This is a genomic window from Zobellia russellii, from assembly GCF_044597075.1.
GTDB lineage: Bacteria > Bacteroidota > Bacteroidia > Flavobacteriales > Flavobacteriaceae > Zobellia > Zobellia russellii.
Genome location: NZ_CP139000.1, coordinates 95,259 through 118,319 on the forward strand (window position 1 = coordinate 95,259; position 23,061 = coordinate 118,319).

Genomic DNA, 23,061 nt, shown 5'->3' on the forward strand with positions numbered 1-23,061 from the left:
AAAATCAAAATGAAAAGACTAATATTCTTTACCGTTTTAATAATGAGTACAAACGCCTTTTCCCAAGACACTATAATACCGTTGTGGCCTAAAGATAAGATACCCAATTATATAGCTTCGGATGAAAAAGAGGAGCATGTTAGGGAGGATATTTTGCGTATAAGCAAGGTGCAAGACCCTACGATTGAAGTGTATCTGCCTTCAAAAAAAAATGCCAATGGTCAGGCTGTGGTTATATTTCCAGGAGGAGGATATCGTATTTTAGCATATGACTGGGAGGGAATAGATATTGCAAAATTTTTGAACAGTAAAGGAATTGCAGGTATCGTTGTCAAATATCGTTTACCATCATCTGTATCGCAGACCCATAAAGAAAATGTTCCTTTGATAGATGCCCAGCGAGCAATACGACTGGTGCGGAGCAAAGCAGAGGAGTTCAATATAGATCCAAATAAAATTGGTGCTATGGGATTTTCGGCCGGCGGACATCTAGCTTCTACTCTAGGAACTCATTTTGATGAAAAAGTATACACTGCAATTGATGAAGCCGATAAATTAAGTGCGAGACCGGATTTTTTAACCTTGTGCTATCCGGTTATTACTTTTAATCAATCATCTACACATAAAGGCTCTCAGAATAATTTGTTGGGCAATAATCCAAAACCGGAAACGGTTGATCGTTTTAGTAATGAAAAACATGTGACCTCCAATACTCCACCTACCTTTCTACTGCATGCGACGGATGATAAAGCCGTGCCAGTAGAAAACAGCCTAGCGTTTTACAAAGCATTAGTTGATCACAATGTGCCGGCCGCTTTACATATATTTCCTAGCGGCGGACATGGTTTTGCCTTGGGGTTGGCAGATGTGCATTTAAGAACTTGGCCAGAGCTTTTGTTCGGTTGGATGGAGCATCTAGAGTAGTTATTGCATTTTTTTTAAAAGATAGGAGAATATCTGCTTAACTTTTATATTTTTGCAATCCAATTTCGGGATGTAGCGCAGTCCGGTAGCGTACACGCCTGGGGGGCGTGTGGTCGCAGGTTCAAATCCTGTCATCCCGACAAATTAAGGTGTTTAAATACGATTTTAATGTAAAAACACAAAAGTCAGTAAATTTTTACTGGCTTTTTTTGTTTTTTAATGAGAAAAAGTTTCTACTCTCCCTTTTTGTAAAACATCTCTATTTGAATAAAGTAGGTTTTATAGCACTTTGGATGATTTTAAATTTAAATATGCATTTAGAGTAGTTTTGCATAAGATTTTCAGGTAATTTTTTTTCATAAGGGAGTATATGCTGGATTTATATTTACACTTTATAAATGCCAAGTTGACATTTACATTGCTCAATAACGTTAATTTTTCTCGATAGCGTTAAAATTTATTCAACAATAATTTTATTTTTAAAGAAAAAATTATGTTGAGATTAAGGGAAGATAATCCCTTGGAAATGCTACGTCAATTTTCAGTTTACTATGATGGCGACCTCATTGAAAATTTGGGTGCAGCCAAAATGTCAATTGATAATGAGCATGGTAAAGGGTACGTAAGTTTATATGAGTTGATGCCAGGTCTTACGGCATGGGTGTATAATATTGAGTTTACCCAAAATTTAGTAATCAATATGAACTTCTCCGAGGATAGGCCCTATTACTTTGGGTATAACGTATCAGGTCACCAATTGCAGAAGTTTCCTAATGAACCTGAACATAAGAAAATAAGGCAGGGGCAAAATTTTATTATTGTTAGTGAACCTAATACTAGCTCAGAATTTATTGTACCAAGTAATATTGCATATAAATGCTGTTATATTATTATCAATCCTAAGGAATTGGCAGAGGGGAATATAGCTAGTAAAAAAAGACTTCTTCAGGAGTTGGAGGCGAACTTTGATAATAAAACTAGTAAACACCCGTATAGATATTTTGGTGACATTGATACTAGGATTGGAACTTACGCCTCAATCATTGTTGAAAATTTACGCACAGACGTGGTTGGTAGATTAATTACGGAAGGCACTGTGCTCAGAATGTTGGGTTCGCAATTAGAGGCACATCAACATGACCGTAATAATGAAGAATTTCGACCTGTTTTAACTAAATCTGAGCTTTCCAGAATAACCCATGTTGGTGACTATGTGATCGAGCGTATTGCCGATAAATTTACCATAGATGATATCAGCCTCCACTTGCGTATTTCACCAAAAAAGCTTCAAAGCGGAATTCGTTTCCTGTATGGGTATTCTGCAAATGAATATCTCACAAAACTTCGTTTGGAACACAGCAGGGAGTTAATGCATTCAACCGAAATGAATATCTCGGAGATATGTCTTGCGGTGGGTTATCAAAGTAAAAGTTACTTTTCTAAGATTTTTTTGGATATGTACGGGTTTAGCCCAAGTGTTTATAAAAAGAGGTTTGAAGACGCCAATTTACTTTTTGATATAAGCTACCGCTCATTAGCTGTAGATACTATTAGCGGAAAGGATGTTGATGCTATTATTAAAACGGCAAGATCCTTAAACCCCGAATTTAATATAACTGGCTGTATCATTTATCACCGTAATATATTTTTCCAAATTATTGAAGGTCCCAAAAAGGATATTCTAACGTTGTTTGATAATATCAAGAACGATGAGAGGCATAAGGATATTAAGGTGATGTGGAAAGGTTACAAAATAAGACGGGAATTTAAAAATTGGGCATTGGCAACAATTAGTGACGAGGGTGTGTTAGATGTGCAAATTCAAGGAAGTGCCAAGAGTTTAGAACTAAGTAATGTTTTGGGTAAGTTGGACAATAGTGCTATAGACTCTGAAAACTTATGGAGAAAAGTTAGAAATATTATAAAAGTCCATACGGATAACTCCGCCGCTTGACTTCTATTAGTTACACCAATTTTAGATTTTTCTTTCTTTTGAACAATTCGTCTATCACCAATTTTAATTGATTGTGCATTTTATTTATAGAGGTCTCTTTTGTCAAAAAAAATAAGGCTCCCATTTCTAAACTTTTCCGTCGGTCTTCTTCCGATGAGGAAGTAGAATAGATTACAACCGGGATTTTAGTTAGTAATTGGTTTTTTTTAAGATGTGTTAAACACTCAAACCCGTCCATTACGGGCATATTTAAATCTAAAAAAATTACCTTAGGAAGTATACCCGCAGATAAAGTATTCAATATATGGGTCATTAGTAATTTTCCATTAGGAAATATTTCCATATTTATCTCAGGGAAAATATCTTGCATGGCTTCCGCAAAGAACATTCTGTCATCTTCATCATCATCTGCATACGCCAAGGGACTAAAAACACTGTAGTTGTTCATAAATGTGATTTTGGGGTATTTGTGATTTCTCACTAAATAAATGTAGTATTTTTAGTAAGCCTCTTATAACAATATACGATAAATATATAACACTATTCGGATTGCCGTAAAACAGGTTGTTTCACTTTAAAACTGGAACTCATTATTTTATTTTAGAGCAGATTTATGGGCAAACCCTTTTCGTAATATGATAATGATAGCAAACAATTTTTTCAGATAGTTTTCCACCTGATATAGTTAAACATCAAAAAGCTATCTCATTAAATTTCGTGTAAGTATTAAAGTCTAATTATAACTTACAGTGATGATGAAAACTCCAAAACTACTATGTGTATTTACACTATTTATGTTTCTAATAACTTCATGCAGAGAAAGTACGGAAAAGTCGTCAACCCCGGGAAGTGCTATGGATGGTGTTAAGGAAACACAACAAGAGGCCATGGAACGAGAAAAAAAATGGAAAAGCGAAGAACGTCTTGGAGCGGATACCGTAAATATAGATAGTGCAAAGACTAATGGAAAATTGAACGAGTAGCTCAATACCTACACTATACATTTTCTAAAATTTAATAATTGGAAATTTTATTTTTGAAAAATGCAGCATAGCTCATTGATTGTTTTAAGGGCAATTTTTCATCACCAAGAATAGAACTTAGGATATTATCGCTTAAATCAATATGTTCCTCCCCAAACCATTCAAGGGCAAAGGTATACCAGGTTTCACTTATTACTTGTACCCGAGTATATACAACCTGATATCCTGATGCAGAATATATTGATAGAGGTTGTATGTCTAACTGTCCATCAGTATCAATAATATTAAGGGCCAATCTATTTTTGGTTACCTCCAACCATTCGTTATTATCACAATCAGGTAAAATACTATTTTAAATTTTTGGGTCGTCTAATGTAAAGCTCCATTTTAGCCAGTTTTCACAGTATCCCATAGCTGTATGTACACGCGTTCTTGCAATTGGGACAGGTTCTCTTTGCTTAATTTCAATTCTATCTTCTCTAAGCTTAATATTAATGTTTTTAGTAAGCTCGCTGAAAATAAAATTGTAATTATCTTATTTTTTTTTCAATATCGCGGGCTTAAGCAAGCGGAAGGTACAGTCTGAAAATAGCCCCTTCACCTAAGCTGCTATTGGCGGTTATGGCACCATTGTGATTAAGCGCAATTTTCTTAACAATAGCTAGGCCAATACCGGTTCCTTGGTATTCCAACTTACCATGTAGTCTTTTAAAAATCTCAAAAATTCGCTCCTCATGTTCTTTTTCAAAACCTATACCATTATCGTGGAAACTGAGCTCTTGGTAGGAAAGTTCAGAATCCAATAACACATTTTTTATTTTGGAACCATGAATAGTTTTTACTTTGATATCAATTTGTGGAGGAGTATTTATCTTTGCAAATTTTATTGAGTTTTCTATTAGGTTTTGAAAAACTTGTCTTATTTGAAAGGGAATTACTTTTGCTTCGCCAAGTTCATCGTACGTAATTTGGGTATTGGTCATTTCAATCTTTTCGGAGAGGTTCTCAATTACCTGTTCTAATAATGATGTCAAATTCTGAACTTCAAACTCTTCTTGTTGTTTAGAGGTTCTTGAAAAGGCCAATAAATCTTCAATAAGGGTTCGCATACGTTCTGCAGCCGATATAACTCGGTCAAAATATTGCATACCTTTCTCGGACAAATTCTCGGATTCCATTTTTAATATGCGACTGCTCATCATCTGTATTTTGCGCAGGGGCTCCTGAAGATCATGACTTGAAATATAGGCGAAAGACTCCAACTCATCATTACTCTTCTCCAGCTCTCGTACGGTATCTTCTAATTTTTCATTTGCCTTTTTTAATAATTCTGTCCTTTCAAGTACTTGTTGCTCAAGTTCCTTTGAGAAGTTTTCTAACTTTTGTCTTGCCGCTACACTATTGGTTACATCTGTAACCGTTAACATAACCCCGGAGATTGAACCGTCTAACTCTTTAAGAGGTATATAATCAAAATCTACATAATACTCTTTTCTAACACCATTGCTTTCTACAATGGCATGAGACTCTTTAACAGACACAGGCTTACCGGTCTTAATAACCGAGCGTAGATAGGTAGGATATTCTTGAGAATTAAGCTCAGGAAACACTTCTAGAAGATTTTTGCCCAAAACCTCTTTCTTTTTCTTCCTCCAAAAGTGGTTCAATAATACCTCATTGGCCATCTCGATTTTTAAATCGGTGCCTCGTAATATTCCCATAGCAATGGGTGACTGTAATACTAAATTCTGAAATTCGGCTTCACTTTCTAAAACATGATGACGTGCAATAACGGATTCCGTTACTTCTGATGCAACGCATAAGATTGTGGCAACATTACCTTTGTCATCAATTGAGGGGCTAAATATAAAATTGAAATAGGCTGTAACTGTCTGCCCGTTACGCACCAGATTAAATGGGTATTCCATACCCGTCTGAGCAGTCTGCGTTTGAATAACGTTTTCAAAAATGGGACGAAGACCTGCTTCTATCTCTGTTAAAACATTAAAAATGGACCTTCCTTCAGCAAGATTTCTATTTGTATTCCAAATATCCAGAGCCTTATCGTTTACTAACTCAACCTTAAAGTCTTTGGCATTGATTATAGCGATACCTACAGGCACATCCTGAACAAGATTCCGGAATTTCTTTTCACTATCTTGAATTTTTTGTTGGGCTTTTTTATCATCGGTAATATCCTGCAAAATACCATTAAAGCGATATGCTATATTTTCATTGTTAAACCAGCTTCTGCCAACTGCCCTTACAATTCTTGTTTGTTTGGTCTTTTTATTTTGAATCGTGTAGCATATATCATACTTGCCTCCCGAGGTATAGTCTAGTGCCCTAGCAATAGCTTTGGACACGCGTTCTTGATCTGATTTTTGTATGGCGGCTATGGCATCATTCAATTGAATATGGAATTCCATAGGCAGGCCAAACCATTCTTTAAGACGCTCGTTACTTTTAAATTTATTGGTAAGAGGGTTGTAGTCCCATGTACAAAGTTCGGCAGCATCCATGGCAAACTGAAGATCACTTTCACTTTCTTCAAGATTTTGCATTGTTTTTACACTGGCTGTAGTTTCGGAACAGGTTACCAAAATTCCGTTTATTTTTCCTTTCTCTTCTTTTATGGGACTATAGCTAAATGTCCAGTAAGCTTCTTCAATAGTACCGTTTCTGTAGATTGGTATAAGCTGGTTTTCGCTCCATGTTGCCCCATTTCCTTTTGAAACATTCTGTAAAAGGGGGTATATAGTGTCCCAAATTTCAGGCCAGGCATCCTTGCCCTTCATGCCTAGAATGGAAGGGTGTTTTCCATCTTTACCTAAGCTAACCCTATAAGCGTCATTGTAAAACCCAATATAATCAGGACCCCAAAAGACATACATAGGAAATCTTGAATTTAGAACAATACTTAATGTTGTACGTAAACTTTGTGGCCAGGTACTAGGAGAGCCCAAAGCAGTTGACTCCCAATTTTTGTTACGGGTCAGTTCTCCCATTTCACCTCCGCCTTCCATAAATGGAAAAGTATGTTCCGTTTTGGCTTCCATAAAGGTTAATATTTGAGAACAAAATTATTGGAGGAAACTTCCTGACGAAATTTAAAATCTATAAACTCAATGCACTTTGTAAGAGCTAGTTTTAATTGGTCAAAAGTATTCGGTTTTTTTAGATAAAGGTCCGCGCCCTTGCTTTGTAGTTCAAGAACTTTTTTGGAATCTATAAGGGTGGAATAAATAATAACTGGAATCTGCGTAAATTTTGATTCTAGCCTAATATCGTTCAAACATTCTTCACCGTTCATCATGGGCATATTCAAGTCTAGGAAAATACAATCGGGTAGTTGTATTTCGGCATCCAGTAAATTTTTCATTAAATCAACACCGTTTTCAAATGATTTGAAAACGATATTTATACCAATATCGTTTATGGCTTCCTCAAACAATTGGCGATCATCGTAATCATCATCGGTTAGAAATATATTATATGTTTTACCACTCATCGTTACTATGAAAATTGAAAGGTTAAAAATTTATGGAAGTGCTCATAGGTTATCGCTTAGACTAGGCTTATTTGCAATTTCTAGAGAACTAATCATCGTCTAATCTTGTGGTAGATGTTTTCATAGATGGAAACTGGATTAATATATTCTATAAAAATATATAAGGTTGTCAAAAGTTTTGTAACCGAATAAATTTTTATTTGACTTGATAGAATATAAGTTTGAAAAATTTACTTCTATAATATTCATTTCATTGGAGCTGTTTCTTAGGGCCAACACGCAAAGCATTTGTGTAGTTGAGAGGGAATGGTGTCATTTTTTGATCCCTTTAAAGGTTTCTCAATATAGGGTTGGTCATCAATCAGACCCTTGAATTTGATGGCATACTCATGAATATTTGATTTGCGTTCCCGTATTTTATTTATGATTTCTTGGCCTTTCAAATTGAATATTTCTGTAGGCCAAACTTTAAAAGCATTTGCAATGTTCTGATCAGTAAGTCTGTTTTCGAGATATTTGGCCTCTTCTTCAAAAATTCGCCTATCTATTTCTTTTAAAAAATATACATCAAAATCCATTATTAGTCCAGGGAGATAATCAATTTCCTTTTCAAAATTTTGAAGATCGGGAATAAATACTTCGTTAGAAATAATAGTAGGAACTATACCTTCAATTTTAAAAAAGGCATTGTCTCGGTCGCAGGGTAGTGGTATTGCTTTTAGTTTGTCGTTCTTTTTCTGTATAATCCAGCCCCATTGCTTTGCATGACGGTCCCAGTCCCCAATTAATAGATCAAATAATCTAGACCTGACCAATAAGTTTTGGTCAATGATCAGATTTTTTCCATACTCTAGTTTCAAAAGTTGGAGCTCTTCGGTATCTACCACTTTCCAAGTGTTGGGTATATCACTCCATTCTGCATTGCCGGAATCTTCGTGTTCTAACAAGTATAGTCTATTACCGTATTTGGCGTTATATTTATCTAGTGTTGATTGTTTGGGAATGAACAAAAGCTGTGGCCTAGTTGATGAAATACCCACATCTTTAGCCAACTGCGCGACAACCAATGCCGCATATGGGTGTTGAGCGGAAATTCCATCTACAATAATATTTTCTAAGCCAAGAATCCGTGCAAATTCGGGGATTAAAGGTTCTGGGTTTTTGGTAACACTCCGTAGGGTAAATATAGTACCATTGGAGGTTTTTAATTTTAAAGAATGGGTTTGTTGCCCCCCGCCTTCATCAATAATTGTAAGACCTCCTTTTAAAGTATCCAAGAAAGCAATAGGAACTTTAATAGGTGTTTCCCATACCTTACGGTACTGTTCTCCTTGAATTATTTTTTTTAATGAATTGCCTTTGTATAAAGTGCTTGCAGCTACAAGTACCGAATCGTAATCACGAAAATTTACGGATTCTAACTGGTCAATATTCAAAATTTTGCAGGTGCTAAATTCTTTTTCAGTTGTGGATACAGAAAAATAAACGACTGTAATAAACAGAATCGCAATTGCAACGAAACCTAATATTATTTTTTTTAGCATGGTTTGGTTTTTCCTTCGAATGAGCTAATCTTAATTACTAGTCTATGCAAATAGAAAAAAAGAATAACTGCTTCAAGGATTGTATTAAGGTGATTATGGTTAACTGGTTTCAATTTAGTGAATAGGGTGATTCTTTTAAACGCTATCAAAATAGTTGTTGACCTAAAAGGACAGCTTAAAAAAAATTGATTTGCTTCTTTTTGTATTAAAAAAAAACGCATTTACAATAAGGCCTCCCAGTAGAAATGAAGAATTTAGAAAAGACATGGCGAAGGAATTTTCTATTGAAATTCCAGCTTTTAAGTAAAATGAACCTTTTAAATATTGATTATGAGTACTGGAGTTAATAAAGAAGAGATGAAGGCTAGTGAAAGTGCCCCTATGCCTACTAAGCAAAAAGATGATGGATCAGTAAGAAACCAGACTACCAATGTTCCTAGAACCCGTTTTCCTTGGGTAACTATCATTATGGTAATTGCCTTTTTAATGGTTTTTTGTGTTATTTATTTTGTTCTGGACTCTGCCTCATAAGAAAATTCATTGAGTTAAAAGCTGATAGGGGACGAGTTGCGCAATACCTGCGTAAATTGCAGAACTAAAGGAGATATAATAAAATCTTTGTTCACCAGCGGTTCGTGCATATACACTGCATTAGGCAACTATATAGATTAAATTATCTATAAAAAACTTGTGTTTTTAATCCTTGCCTGCACCCTGCTATGGGTGACACGGTATCCATACTAGATAGTTAAAGGAATTTAAGAATGTATACGGAACAAGGTGTCCGGAAATGTATAAAGATTAACTGTGAACTAAATAGTATATTGAGTTACTAAATAAGAATTATTCATTTTCAGCTACCCATTTTTCATATCTGATAAATTGTTCATCAGATAATATATTCTTCATTTGTCTAGAGCGTTCACTTTCAAAACTTCCTAGCATCTCGCCGTTTGGCATATTTCGCTTTTGACTTTCGAAATTTTCTATAGCCGATTTGTAGGAGTTGATTTGTTCTTCTGTCATATCCAAATGTGAAAACAATTGCGAATCTCCGGAGGTAATGTTTTGACTGTGTTGCGCATTGGCTTGTAAGTTATTCATGGCTCCTGTAGCTCCGTTAGCTTTGGCGGCAGCTCCACCGGATATTTGGGAATCAGAAGAAGTAGTGCCAATTGAGGTCTCGGTATTTTGTTTCTGGGCTATCTCGGAGTTGTTATTTGTTGCTTTTTGCTTGGTGCTTGTGCACGCTGTAAAGCAAATTATGAGTAACGTTGTACCTATTATATTTTTTAACATGGTTTCTATATTTTAATTATACTAAAATTAATCTACAGATGGAGAAATGATAGATGTTATTAAAAACAATGTTAGCTCAGTTGATTAGTAAACTGTGATTGTTTATATGGAATGGACTGTCTAATGGAATTTAACTTAGTGAAGAGATTTTTAATTACTCCGTTAATTCGCCCAATTCTAAACTAAGTTTTTGGATCTCTTCTGAATATGTCTATTAGATTAAATATCATTATGCAAAATATAACCCATATGAATCCGGCTATGAACCCCCCGGCAATATCTGAAGGAAAATGAACTCCCAGATAAATTCTACTGATTCCAATGCTCAATATGAGTGCAACCAAAAGAATAATCAAAGGGATTTTAAAAAGTCGGCCCATTTTTAATTTAGAGCATAGATATATTAGAAAACCATAAAATGCCATTGCGCTCATGGCATGACCGCTAGGGTAGCTTAAAGTTTCAACCGAAACCAGGTGCTCAATACCCGGACGGGCTCTATCAACAAATCGCTTTAATACCATATTAGAAATCGTAGCTAAAAAAAGAACAATTGTAATCTGTGAAACATATTTCCAATTTTTATAAACTACGGCAGAAAGTAATACGCCCAGACCAAGAATAATCAGATAGCCATATACGTCTCCTACATGGGTAATGAATACAAAGAAATTGGTAAGATTTGGTGAGCGATAAGAAATTATATAATCCGTAATACTAGTGTCATATGCAGTTAGGACTTCGTTTTTTAATTCTTCGGTAAGTTCCACGAACAAATTAATGCCACCAACTACTATAGCTGTAGAAGAAATAACAGCAATGATATAGGGTAAATAGGTACTGTACTTTTTGTAGTGAAGTTCAAGAAACCCTCTTAACTTTTGAATTAATTGGTATAATTTTTCTTTCATCTTAGAGTTTTAGTCAAACTAAACATACGCTTACGACGTTGAGGGCAGTTCATATATTTTCTGATATTTAAAATTAAGATTCTTCTTGAAACGGAATGCTGTCAAGCTCTTTCAGAATAGCTAGCCCGTATTCAATCTTTGCACAATGTTTTTTTAGAATCACCACAATTCTGGAAGGTAATTTCGTGTTGGAAAGAATGCTATTATATTCATCCACAGCTGCTTTTTCAGCTCTTAGAGCTTCTTTCAGTATAGTTTCATCGTCAGTTGCGGCTTGTATAGTTTTAAAATCTATCCAATTATATACTAAACCTTCCACCATATTTTGTAAATCTTTATCCGAAATATCACAGCTGTTCATTTCCTCGGTGAGCTCTATTTTGAAATCTCTTCTTTCATTTTTTCTAACATCAAACCATTGGGTCAGGGACTCAGCAGTTACTTTTTTAGACGCCATAAAAAAAACTCTTTCGGCCTGTATGTTCTTATTGATAAGACCATCAAGAGTTTTTGTAGCAAGTTTTGTCATCATAATTTTACCCTTTCATTCTGTAGCTTTAGGAAGAGATTTTAATTGGACCCGCATCAATTTTTGAGGCGCGTAATTCTTAATATTTAATTTTTTGAACCGATAAAGGTACGCTGGAAATAGTGTACCTATTACCCCCCAATTATCTCTCCGCCATTAATATGTAACACTTGGCCGGTCATATAACTACTATCTTCACATGCCAAGAATACATATGCTGGCCCAAGCTCAGAAGGTTGTCCCGGACGCCCTAAAGGAACATCTTTGCCAAAGCTCTCTAGTTCTTCCTTATCAAATGTAGCGGGAATTAGCGGAGTCCAAATTGGTCCGGGAGCAACAGCGTTGACCCGAATTCCGTCTGCAGCCAAATTCTTGGAGAGGCTTCTGGTAAAGGCAACAATTGCCCCTTTCGTGCTTGAATAGTCTATTAAATGTTCAGACCCTCTGTATGCCGTTATGGATGTTGTGTTTATGATGACATCACCTTTTTTTAAATGTTGTATTGCGGCTTGTGCTATATAAAAATAGGAGTAGATATTGGTTTCAAAGGTCTTATGTAGATTCTTAGTTAGAATATCATCTATGTTCTCGGAAGGAAATTGCATAGCGGCATTATTGACCACGATATTAATTTTTCCAAATTCTTCAATTGTTTTTTCTATAGCTTCTTTGCAGAATTCTTCGTCACGTACATCACCTTTTAATAAAAGACACTTTTTTCCCTCTGCTTCAACCGTGTTTTGCACTTCTTTGGCATCTTGGTCTTCTTCCAGATAAACTATTGCAACGTTAGCACCTTCTCGTGCAAAATGTACTGCAGCACTTTTACCAATACCGCTATCACCTCCCGTAATTATAGCTACCTTTCCTTCTAATTTGTTGCTCCCCTCATAATCCTTGCGTATAGTTTGGGGTGTTATTTCCATAGAATGTTGGTTGCCCGGTTGCTTATATTGCTTTTCTTTGGCAAGGGTCATTTGGTCATCTATTGTAGAGACCACATCATCAATTCTAGATTCATTATTATTATGTGCGTTAGTAGCGTTTTTATGTATATCCATGATTCAATATTTTGGCGAAGATTATTTGGTGTAAACAACCATAAAAGTGAAATTTAGCAACAGATAATCTTTGTGTGATTTTAAAATTTTACGTTTCTAGAATTAAATTTACATTAAGGGAAAAAATAGGATGAACCTTATGCAATATGAAAATATCCCAAATGAATTTTAATCTCGAAAGACCCATCATAAGAGAATTTCTTAAATAAAAATTATAGAAACATTCTAGAGGTTCTTGGAATCCTATGTTATAAATGGAAATGAGGGTTAAGCTTGTAAATCAATAAATAGCTTAATGGGGAAGTCTTCAGTTGTATATTACTTTTTAAAGATATAAGTACGCATCTTAAAATCTGCCTTTGCAAGTACTTTCTTTAAGTGATTGTTGTCCTTGTAAACAGGTGTATCCAAGACTTTGTATTCGGAATGGACTTTAAAGAAATCGGATTTAAAGGGCCAAGGTTCTACGGTAATGGAATTATCTTCTTTTTGCCTTAGATAGTATCTTTCATTATTTATAGTTTTATTGATTTCTACTTTACGACCAACTTCCGGTATTTTGTCTTGGCTTAGAATTAAGGAACAGCGGTCTGAAAAAAGCAATATATTATATAATTTGTCTTCAGTTTTTTTTGTTATTGCATAGAGTTTTCTTTGAGTTGAGCGCTTAGAGTCTATTTCTGAAAGGAACTGCTTCAAAGGCTCGTAGTCAACTGCTAACGATTCATAAAGGAAGGATAGGTGCCGGCCAATTAAAAGCGCGATTAACTGAGATTTTTGCATGGAGTTCTCAAACACTCTTTTAGCATGTTCTAAAGCATCTGAAGGGGAATTAGTATCCATTGTAAAATCTTTAGGACTACCATTTTGTGTCAAATAATCATGTTCTTCAAAATTTAAAAGATAGTCATCATGCTCTACAATAGCTGTTAGGGCATCAACCCAAAAACTTTGTGTTAGGCTTGTCTCTAATTGAGATGCTATCTTTCCAGCAAGAAGGCCATGAGCATATTGAGATATAATTTCCCAACCTGTTAATGTGTGTTTTACTATCATAAAATTTCATTTACTTTTCTCAGTAGTCTTAGTAATATTAAAACCTAGCAAAATATTCTAGTATGCAAATAGTGAGACTCTGATTAAAATTGTCTAACAAGTAACAGTCAATTTTAGCAATTGATTCTTAAATCTTATGACCCAAAAGAAATAATTTCTGTTTGGAATAGATATAGCAAATCACTTTTAATGGTTTAGCAAAATTGTTTGGGTTGGTTCTATTGAGAGCTTTCAAATTTTGGGAATACTAAATAAATGGCAGCTCTTTCCTTCTGGTTAAGAACATTTGAATTTAGAGTTGAATACATGGTCTGTAAAGGCCCAATTTTGGTGTAAGAACAAAAAATTACGGGTCTATTCAAATTGTTTTAAGGACCATGTGTTGTTAGGAATTAATCGGAATTATGTTGATTTGAATCAGTCGCCATTAAATTATTAAAGCTCATTTTTCTGAGTGTCTGGAATCCCAATGATTTGTATATACCTATGGCTCGGGTATTGATTTCCAAAACATGTAAAAACGGAGTTTTCCCTGACTTAAAAATAATATCAGAAGTATATTTAAGTAACTCTTTTGCATATCCGTTTCCGGTGTGTTCAGGATGGGTTACAACAGCACTTATCTCGGTAAAATCATTCATTTGTAGACGTTCACCAGCCGCCGCAACAAGTACATTGTTTTTATAAATCCCAAAATAGCGTCCTAATTCTGCAGTTTTTTTTGTAAAATAACCTGGCTGTACCAAACTAACCAACTCATAAAGTTCGTTCTTCTGTAGATTACTGGTTAAGGATGTTATTTGGTTTTTTAGTTTCAAATCAATTGGAGCTCTCAAAATCATTTGATCACAGATATATTCTTTTTGCAGCGTATAGAGAGGTGATGGTAATGGTTGACTACCTACCACAAAGAATTGTTTAATATGCTGGCTGTATTCTACAATGCTCTGCGTTGCTTTTTCAATGGCGTTGGCACCGCCAAACGGGCAATAGTCTGGTTTATAAAAAGCAATACCTTCTCCCACATGGGAAAATTGTGAATGTGTTTCATTTAATGAATACCATACGGGATTCTTCAATTTATCTTCCATTTAATACGCTTCACTTTTACAAAAGTTAAAAATAAAGGAATTGGGGATTGCTCGCACTGTCTATCGGAAAGAAATAGAATTTTAAACACTAAAAAGTTTATCCATTGGAATTTACAGATAACAATCTTAAAGCGTTAAATTCTATTCGTTCAAATTCATTTATCAAATTAACATATACATATAGTTACTTGGAACGGTTTTTTATTAACTTAACTTTTTTTCGGATAAAGGTGGTTATCCTTATCTCGTATAACTATTGAAAAACACAGGGGGACACTCGTTTCTATGGGGAAAAGATTACTATTTTATATATACTTCGTAAGCATATTAAGCTGGCAGGTAACGGCGCAAGATGAAAGAAAGAAATTAGATTTTTATAAGATTAAGGATGGTATTTCTCAGGTTGGTGTGCATACCATTGCTCAAGATAACAACGGGTTTGTTTGGATAGGTACGCATGGATCGGGTGTGTATCGTTATGATGGAATGGACTATGTCTCTTACAGGCCCAAGGATATTAATCATAAGACGTTGAACAGTAGTTTCGTATACTGTACTTATTTAGATCAACGCAATAGATTATGGGCAGGAACTAATATTGGACTTGCGCTCTATGATAGAGATAATGATGAATTTCGTCATATACCATTAATTTCCAAGGAGAACTCAAAATACGGTAATATAGGGGTTATAAGTTTGCAAGGTGATGGTAAGGGCAACCTGTATGTTGGAACCGGGGAACAAGGGGTATATGTCATGGACCTTGAAACATTAAAGCTTGAGGAATTAGCCTTTAACAACCCCAATTCAGAAACTTATCTTGCCGTAAATGAGATTAAGTTAACCAGTTCTGGAGTAATTTATGCCGCTACCAGTGGTGGCCTTCTAGAGGTAGACCCAAGAAATAAGAGGGTAGATTTTGCGCTATTCAGAGATGGAAAGGAGGCAAAGACTATTGCCGTGGGCATACAGTCATTGTTTATAGACTCGGATAATACCATTTGGGCGGGCTCTATTTCTAATGGTATTTATAGGGTAAAGTTGTCTGCAGATAGCCAAACACCTGCTGTAGATAATTTTAAGGTTACATCAAATAACATCTTCGCTATTGCAGAATCGCCATACGATGAGATTTTACTTGGAACGGAAAATGACGGACTTTATAGCCTAAACAAAAATGGAGGTGTAATTCATCATTATCTCTTTGATAAAAATGATGAGAAAAGTATTTTATCCAATTCTGTTTGGTCTTTGTATGTAGATGAAGACCAAAGAATATGGATGGGTTTTTACAATAGAGGTATTGTAGTCCATGATAAATTCCACAATAAGTTTAGTGAAATTCAAAGTATCTATAATAAGTCCAACTCATTGCAAATAAGTTCGGTAACCTCAATTATTGGAGACAATAATGGTAAGTTATGGATAGGAATGGATGGAGGTGGTATTGATGTGCTGGATAAAGCAACTAACTATTTCAAACATATCAATACAGGTGTCCGTTCAGAATACACGGGCTTGACCAGTGATTATATTCAGTCTTTGTTTATGGATAGCCAACAGAACATTTGGGTTGGTAGTTGGGATAAAGGTCTTTATTTTCTAAAAAAGGGAACTACAAAATTCGTCAATTACAAATTTCCTGTCATACGAAACAGAAAAGGCTCCGGCGCTATTATGAGCTTCGCAGAAGACGATTTCGGTAAGATTTGGGTTGGGACCTTTAATCAGGGTTTGTATTCGTTTCAACTTAATGATAAAAATGAAACCAATATAACTCCTTCATCGTTTGAGCTTCATGATTTGGCAGGGGAATATATAAATAAAGTAGAAGTAGATTCTCAAAATACCATTTGGATAGCAACAACTAATGGTCTGTTCAAATTGGATAAAGATACGGATGGCTCGTATAAACTGTTACGTATGAACAATTCTATATCTGCGGATAAGACCGAAAATTTGACCTATTATGACATAGTATCATTGTATGCAGATGGAGACATTCTTTGGGCAGGAACTAGGGGTATGGGGTTATTGCGTTTCAACACTCGGGATAGCTCTACTACTTGGTATAATAACGAAAACGGTTTAAGTATGCCTAACGTTATCGGAATTATTGGCGATTCCAATGGTAATTTATGGTTGGATGGTAATTCGGGCTTAGTATTGTTTGACACTAAAACCAATGAATTTACCAAGTTCACTAAAAACGACGGTTTGGTTTCTAGTGACTATAATAAGAATGCGTTATATAAGGACAATGATGGAAAGTTATATTTTGGGGGAACAGAAGGAATTGATTATTTTAATCCCAATGGCATAAATATATTGGAAACACCTCCTCAGGTCTATCTCAAAAAACTGAAACTATTTAATGAAACCGTGCAGCCTGCGGCCGAAGGTTCTCCTTTGGAAAAAGCGCTTTCACAAACGGATAGTATTACGTTAAACAGTAAACAGTCCGTATTCTCCATAGAATTTTCCGGAATAAATTATACACGAGCCGAAGAGAACCAGTATGCGTATTATCTGGATGGCTATGAAACCGATTGGAATTTTGTGGGTAAGGCAAGGAGTGCTACCTATACTAACTTAGATGCGGGCCATTACACATTTATGGTAAAAGCGGCCAATAATGATGGGGTGTGGAGTGAAACTCCAAAGAAGCTATACATAGAGGTGTTGCCTCCTTGGTGGAAGTCCAATTGGGCAATGTTTGTATATGCTCTTATTATTTTGTCCTTGCTGGGGCTGTTAAGGCAGTTTGAAAAAAAGCGAATTATAGACAAACAGCAGGTTGAAAACGAACGCCAAAAAAGGGTAAGGGAGGAAGAATTACACAAGGAGAGAATTCAGTTTTTTACAAATGTAGCCCACGAATTTAGTTCGCCGCTTACCTTAATTCTGAACCCTATTAGAGATATTATAAGCGAACCGAACACTAATTTTTCTAGCAGGCTTAAAATCAAGCATGCTACTATATATAAGAATACGGAGCGCTTAATTCGTTTGATCAATGAGTTGTTAGACTTTAGTAAACTAGAATCCGACAAAATTAAAATTCATGCCAGCAATCTAAATATTGTACCGTTTGTAAAAGGAATTGTAGACCATTTTAAAGAAGAAGCTTTTTCAAATCATATTGAGCTAAAGGTAAGTTCAAATCAAGATGTTATTAGGCTATGGGCAGATGAAGGAATGTTGGAGAAGATAATTTTTAATTTGTTGTCTAACGCATTCAAGGTTACACCAGAAGGTGGTTCCGTTCACGTTAATATTGAACAAAAAGAAAATCATGTAGAGTTTTCTGTGTCGGATACGGGACCTGGTCTAAAGAAAGGGGAACAGGATAAATTGTTTGAAAGGTTTTATCAAGCGGAACCTTTCAAAAAGGGATTCTATAACGGTACGGGTATAGGGTTGGAATTGGTTCATAATTTTGTGAAACTCCATAGCGGCAATGTAGAGGTCAATAGCCAACTGAATATGGGAACAACCTTTAACGTTTCATTTCCATTAGGAAATGCGCATTTTAAAGCTTCAGAAATTCTAACCGAAAACAATAGGGTGTCGTTTCCAAAACAAAGTTTAGTTAAATCTAGTTTTGTTCCCGAGGAAAATAGTCAGCCTTCATCAACAAAAACAACAAAAACCTTACTTATCGTTGAGGATGATGCAGAACTACGAAATTATTTGAGAACGGAGTTTAAGAGTCAGTACAAAATTCATATTGCAAAAAACGGAAAAGAAGGTTTACGGTTGGCTTTGGAACTTCTGCCCGATGTTATTATGACAGAATGTTGTTATGCCCGAAATGAACGGTTATGATTTCTGTGAAGCCATACGAACGGATATTAAGACCAGTCATATTCCCATAATGATGATTACCGCTAAATCTAAGGTGGATAATAGAATATCAGGTATTGAAAAGGGTGCGGACGTTTACTTGGAGAAACCTTTTGATATGAAATTGGTACAACAACATCTTAAACAGCTCATTCATAGCAGGGAGGTTATTTACAAGAAATATTTTAAGTCTATGGGAGAGATCCAAGACGATACCAGTGTTACATCTTTGGATAAAGCTTTTGTTGAAAAAGCGGTGAATTATATTCATGAGAACATCACTAACCCAAATTTAGGGGTAGAGTCGTTGGCCTCACATTTAAATTTGAGTAGGAGTCAGTTGTACCGGAAAGTAAAAGGACTGACCAACCAAACGGCTAACGAATTTATTAGGAACCAAAGACTTCAAATAGCTAAAAAACTTCTCGAAAACGGAAACAAAGACCTGACTGATGTTTGCTCCAAAGTTGGTATTTCATCTACAACCTATTTCTCCCAAAGATTCAAGGATTATTTCGGAATAGCTCCTATGGATGTGCAAAATAACAAAGCCTAAAACTTCATAGCCTATTTTCCCCTTTTCTGGGTAAATGCATCTTTCGTAACAATAACCCCTTGGATTTTTTTATTAGCAAAAATTTTGTTCCGTTGCAGTAGTTCTGTGAGTGTGAAACAAAACTAGGACCCTGTTTCTTGACTGTACTTTATAGTGTGTTCTTTTAGGTACTATTAGCTTCTTTAAAAGACTTAAATCAGCTCTGGTTATTTAGTTTTTCCATAACCCTTTCCGTTAAAATCCATATGTTATCGGTTCAAATACTCATGAGATTGACAGGGTTATGCGGTTTTTCTATTCGACAAGAATACAAATGTTGCACAAAAAATTACAAATGTTGCAATGTGCATCAAACGAGGAATAATTGCAACAAATAAAAGGCTAGTGGCATCATCCCTGTTTTTGTTTATTTGATTTTTTTTTAACATTTACAACAGGAAATTAACAATTATCTAACGTTCAATTGTGAATTTGAAAAGTCGTTAGGATTTATTTATGATTTTCAAGTAGCTCTTTGTTTTACCAGTTTCAATAAGTCTAAGTAAAGCCGGACTTTTTGATGATAATAAAAAGTTATACCAACCATAATTATACAAAGCTCAATTAAGAAATATCAACCCACATTATAGCGGTATGAAAAAACGGATTCCTTGTACAAAACAGTCTATATTTTGTTTTCATTTATTAAAGAAGATGAGAGTTTTAGTAGTGTTTATTTTGCTTTCTCCTATTATTCTTTCTGCCAATGATTACCCGCAAAGTAAGATTACGGTAACCGGTAATATATCGGAAGCGGATACCGGTTTGCCAATTATTGGTGCCAGTATATTGCAACAAGGAACCACAAATGGGGTAATGACAGATTTTGATGGTAACTATACTATTAATGTACCGGAAGATGCAATATTGGTTATCAGTTATATAGGTTATGCAAGACAAACCATTAACGTATCCGGACGAACAGAAATAGACGTTGTCATGCAGTCCGAGGCATCGGAACTGGATGAGGTGGTAGTTGTGGGGTATGGTACCCAGACCAAAGAGAGTGTTGTAGGGTCCATTGCGCAGGTAACCGGGGCAGACCTTATGCAGTCTGGTGGTGTTTCTACGGTAGGGCAGGCATTAACCGGGCGTTTGCCTGGTGTAACTACGGTATCTTCAACAGGTAGACCTGGTGATGAATCTCCCCAAATTTTTATTCGTGGTCAAAGCTCATGGAACGGTGGAGGACAACCTCTTATTTTAGTAGATGGTATTGAGCGTAGTATGAATGATATAGATGCGGGAGATATTGAAAGTCTTTCCGTTCTTAAAGATGCTTCCGCAACGGCAGTATTTGGTGTAAAGGGAGCCAATGGAGTTATACTTATTACCACTAAAAGAGGTAAGGAAGGTAAAGCGCAACTATCACTTACGGCAAGTTCCGCAATAAAGACATTGTCTAGAATTCCAGAAAAATACGATTCATATAACAGTTTAATGGTGGCCAACGAGGCCATTGAAAGAACGGTTCCCGTTCGCGAAGAAGCTTGGAGAAATTATACACCCGTAGATATTATTGAAAAATATCGTAATCCGGCCAACGAGTTGGAGAGAAGTATCTATCCAGATGTAGATTGGGTAGATGTAATGCAAAAGGATTTTGCTACAGATTATAGGCTTAATTTTTCTGTTGCCGGAGGAACAAAATCCGTTAAATATTTTGGAGCACTTTCTTACCAGCACGTGGGTGATATTTTTGATGCGGGAAGTTTCAATAACGGACGTGATTATGCGCCCAACTTTAATTATGATAGATTTAATTATAGAAGCAACATAGATTTTGATATTACGCCTACAACTCGTTTATCGGTTAACTTGTCCGGTTACTATGGGCTTCAGAATTCTAACCAGGCAGACCCACAATTGTTGTACAGCAGTATCTATTCATTGGCACCAAACTTATACACTCCTATTTATGAAGACGGTACTTACGGCAGGGCCATTACAGAGAATTTTGAGTTAAGTAATCCTGCCGTAATACTAACCGCAAAAGGTTCAACAAAAAACCATAGGGTACAGGTTAACAGCGATTTTGTCCTAGATCAAAAATTAGATTTCCTTTTAAATGGGTTAAGTTTTACCGGGCGTTTGTCCTATGATAACAATTTTAGAGGAGGTGGCGGAGTTGTTGAGGAAAATCCTGGAGGTTTAGATAACGTAGTGTACAAGATTTACGACCAAGACGGATCTGCTCAACTGGTTTCACCGGTAGGCACAAATCAGTTTGATTTTGTACTGAATCCTTGGGAACGCAATGGGCTTACCATACAAGATTGGGAAACAAGCAGACGGTTGTTTTATCAGCTTTCATTAAACTACAATAAAACCTTTGCTGAAAAGCACAATACCACCATATTAATGTTGATGAACAGGGAAGAATATGCCATTGGTAGTATGTTCCCGAGGTACCGTGAGGATTGGGTTGCACGTGCTACATATAATTACGATGGACGCTATTTTCTTGATGTAAACGGAGCTTACAATGGTTCGGAGAAGTACGGGCCAGGTTATAAATTTGAGCTGTTCCCATCAGTTGCTTTGGGATGGATGGTAAGTAATGAACCCTTCATGGAATCGGCAACGTGGTTGGACAAGTTTAAAATAAGAGGTTCTTACGGAGTTGTTGGAGATGATAGTGCCGGAGAAAGGTGGGCTTATCTGTCACAATGGTCTAGTGGAGGTAGTGCATTTTTAAATAATGTAAGTCCCTACGGCACGCGTTCACCATATACCTTTAGAATGGAGGATATAATTGGTAACCCCAACTTGCAATGGGAAACGTCCGAAAAAGCAAATATAGGTTTTGAGCTATCGGTTCTTAAAAATAGCCTTTCTTTAGAAGTCGATGTTTTTAAAGAGGACCGTCATGATATAATTGTGCCGGCAGATTCCCGCAGTGTTCCTAGCTTCTTCGGTTTTCAACCTGCTGATTTTAATATTGGAGAGACAACGGTTGAGGGTATTGAGGTTTCCTTGGACTATAAAAAACAGTTGACCCAAAACTGGGATATCTGGTCCAATTTCGCTTTTACCAAGGCAAGAGACGAGATTATTTTTAAAGAAGACCCACTTTTGAAGCAAAGCTATCAAAAAGAAGAAGGTTTTGCTATTGGTCAACCTAGGGTTAATATTAGGGGAGATATATTACAGTCTTGGGACGACGTGTACGGTGCAACGCCTCAAGAGAACAGTCAAGAAACCAGACGCCCCGGTTACTACGATGAAATAGATTATAACGGAGATGGGGTAGTAAATAGTGATGATGCGGTTCCTTTTGGTTATACCGTAAGACCACAGAATACCTATAACCTTACGTTGGGAACTGGGTACAAGAACCTATCCTTCATGGTTCAGTTTTATGGAGTGAACAATGCTACCAAAAATTTTACGGATAGAACCTTCATGCTAGAAACCCCTCTATTCTTTGAGTATAAATCTGATTATTGGAGTGTTGATAATCCAGATGGAGAAGAAGTACTTCCCGCTTGGTTGGGTACGGGAGGGGCAACCGATCCGTATAGAAATTGGTACGATGCTTCTTTTGTACGACTTAAAAATATTGAGTTGGCTTATACTTTTAAAACCGAAAACGGAAGTAGTTATAGGGTTTACGTAAGCGGTAACGACTTGGCCTACTGGTCAGATTTACCTGATGACAGACAGGATAACACCGGTAGTACGGCCTCTGAATATAGAGGTGATTACCCTACGTTCAAGAGATATAACATAGGGCTGAACATTAACTTTTAATATA

18 protein-coding genes and 1 tRNA gene are annotated in these 23,061 nt (G+C 36.0%); 8 read left to right on the plus strand and 11 right to left on the minus strand.

Annotated elements, in window-relative coordinates; translation table 11 throughout:
* The first annotated feature begins 9 nt into the window (after positions 1 to 9).
* From SJY45_RS00370 to SJY45_RS00380, 3 genes are all read left to right on the plus strand, one after another.
* Positions 10 to 924 carry an alpha/beta hydrolase gene (locus SJY45_RS00370; protein WP_400072869.1) on the plus strand — a complete coding sequence of 305 codons (915 nt, stop codon included), beginning with the start codon at positions 10 to 12 and terminating at the stop codon, positions 922 to 924.
* A gap of 66 nt (positions 925 to 990) precedes the next feature.
* Positions 991 to 1,064, plus strand: a tRNA-Pro gene (locus SJY45_RS00375).
* Between the two features lie 353 nt (positions 1,065 to 1,417).
* A complete protein-coding gene (locus SJY45_RS00380; RefSeq protein ID WP_400072870.1) occupies positions 1,418 to 2,878 on the plus strand; it encodes a BLUF domain-containing protein in 1,461 nt (486 codons plus the stop codon).
* A gap of 10 nt (positions 2,879 to 2,888) precedes the next feature.
* Here the strand turns inward: SJY45_RS00380 and SJY45_RS00385 are convergent, their stop codons facing one another.
* A complete protein-coding gene (locus tag SJY45_RS00385; RefSeq protein ID WP_215438782.1) occupies positions 2,889 to 3,326 on the minus strand; it encodes a response regulator in 438 nt (145 codons plus the stop codon).
* A 346-nt stretch (positions 3,327 to 3,672) separates the two neighbouring features.
* Here SJY45_RS00385 and SJY45_RS00390 point away from each other — a divergent pair, with 346 nt between their 5' ends.
* Positions 3,673 to 3,861, plus strand: a complete 189-nt coding sequence (locus SJY45_RS00390) for a hypothetical protein (RefSeq protein ID WP_400072871.1) — start codon at positions 3,673 to 3,675, stop codon at positions 3,859 to 3,861.
* A 31-nt stretch (positions 3,862 to 3,892) separates the two neighbouring features.
* Here the strand turns inward: SJY45_RS00390 and SJY45_RS00395 are convergent, their stop codons facing one another.
* The 4 genes from SJY45_RS00395 to SJY45_RS00410 form a co-directional block, all read right to left on the minus strand.
* Entirely contained in the window at positions 3,893 to 4,177 is a 285-nt protein-coding gene (locus SJY45_RS00395; protein WP_400072872.1) for a hypothetical protein, read from the minus strand.
* A gap of 244 nt (positions 4,178 to 4,421) precedes the next feature.
* The gene (locus SJY45_RS00400; protein WP_400072873.1) at positions 4,422 to 6,920 is read right to left on the minus strand and encodes a PAS domain-containing protein; all 2,499 of its coding nucleotides are present in this window, start codon (positions 6,918 to 6,920) and stop codon (positions 4,422 to 4,424) included.
* A 5-nt stretch (positions 6,921 to 6,925) separates the two neighbouring features.
* Complete coding sequence (locus SJY45_RS00405; RefSeq protein ID WP_215438788.1) at positions 6,926 to 7,372, minus strand: response regulator; 447 nt, start codon at positions 7,370 to 7,372, stop codon at positions 6,926 to 6,928.
* 266 nt (positions 7,373 to 7,638) lie between these two features.
* Positions 7,639 to 8,808, minus strand: coding sequence for a hypothetical protein (locus tag SJY45_RS00410; protein ID WP_400072874.1), 1,170 nt, complete (start codon positions 8,806 to 8,808; stop codon positions 7,639 to 7,641).
* A gap of 438 nt (positions 8,809 to 9,246) precedes the next feature.
* On the opposite strand from SJY45_RS00410, the gene SJY45_RS00415 reads away from it, so the two are divergent.
* Entirely contained in the window at positions 9,247 to 9,447 is a 201-nt protein-coding gene (locus SJY45_RS00415; RefSeq protein ID WP_215438791.1) for a hypothetical protein, read from the plus strand.
* 312 nt (positions 9,448 to 9,759) lie between these two features.
* On the opposite strand, the gene SJY45_RS00420 is transcribed toward SJY45_RS00415, so the two are convergent.
* The 6 genes from SJY45_RS00420 to SJY45_RS00445 form a co-directional block, all read right to left on the minus strand.
* Positions 9,760 to 10,215: a hypothetical protein gene (locus SJY45_RS00420; protein ID WP_400072875.1), complete on the minus strand. Its 456-nt coding sequence runs from the start codon at positions 10,213 to 10,215 to the stop codon at positions 9,760 to 9,762.
* 182 nt (positions 10,216 to 10,397) lie between these two features.
* Positions 10,398 to 11,126 (minus strand): phosphatase PAP2 family protein, encoded by a 729-nt coding sequence (locus tag SJY45_RS00425; RefSeq protein WP_215438793.1) that lies wholly within the window; start codon positions 11,124 to 11,126, stop codon positions 10,398 to 10,400.
* Between the two features lie 73 nt (positions 11,127 to 11,199).
* Positions 11,200 to 11,658, minus strand: coding sequence for a DUF2383 domain-containing protein (locus tag SJY45_RS00430; protein WP_400072876.1), 459 nt, complete (start codon positions 11,656 to 11,658; stop codon positions 11,200 to 11,202).
* 128 nt (positions 11,659 to 11,786) lie between these two features.
* Positions 11,787 to 12,632, minus strand: a complete 846-nt coding sequence (locus tag SJY45_RS00435) for an SDR family oxidoreductase (protein WP_400074277.1) — start codon at positions 12,630 to 12,632, stop codon at positions 11,787 to 11,789.
* A gap of 402 nt (positions 12,633 to 13,034) precedes the next feature.
* Positions 13,035 to 13,772, minus strand: a complete 738-nt coding sequence (locus SJY45_RS00440) for a DUF3891 family protein (protein WP_400072877.1) — start codon at positions 13,770 to 13,772, stop codon at positions 13,035 to 13,037.
* Between the two features lie 392 nt (positions 13,773 to 14,164).
* The gene (locus tag SJY45_RS00445; protein ID WP_400072878.1) at positions 14,165 to 14,863 is read right to left on the minus strand and encodes a GNAT family N-acetyltransferase; all 699 of its coding nucleotides are present in this window, start codon (positions 14,861 to 14,863) and stop codon (positions 14,165 to 14,167) included.
* Positions 14,864 to 15,148: 285 nt separating this feature from the next.
* Here SJY45_RS00445 and SJY45_RS00450 point away from each other — a divergent pair, with 285 nt between their 5' ends.
* The 3 genes from SJY45_RS00450 to SJY45_RS00460 all read left to right on the plus strand — a co-directional run bounded on the left by SJY45_RS00450 (position 15,149) and on the right by SJY45_RS00460 (position 23,057).
* Positions 15,149 to 18,691: a two-component regulator propeller domain-containing protein gene (locus tag SJY45_RS00450; RefSeq protein WP_400072879.1), complete on the plus strand. Its 3,543-nt coding sequence runs from the start codon at positions 15,149 to 15,151 to the stop codon at positions 18,689 to 18,691.
* Positions 18,669 to 19,265 (plus strand): helix-turn-helix domain-containing protein, encoded by a 597-nt coding sequence (locus SJY45_RS00455; RefSeq protein WP_400072880.1) that lies wholly within the window; start codon positions 18,669 to 18,671, stop codon positions 19,263 to 19,265. The genes SJY45_RS00450 and SJY45_RS00455 overlap by 23 nt, the downstream gene beginning before the upstream one ends.
* A 693-nt stretch (positions 19,266 to 19,958) precedes the next feature.
* Complete coding sequence (locus SJY45_RS00460; RefSeq protein ID WP_400072881.1) at positions 19,959 to 23,057, plus strand: SusC/RagA family TonB-linked outer membrane protein; 3,099 nt, start codon at positions 19,959 to 19,961, stop codon at positions 23,055 to 23,057.
* Positions 23,058 to 23,061 lie beyond the last annotated feature (4 nt).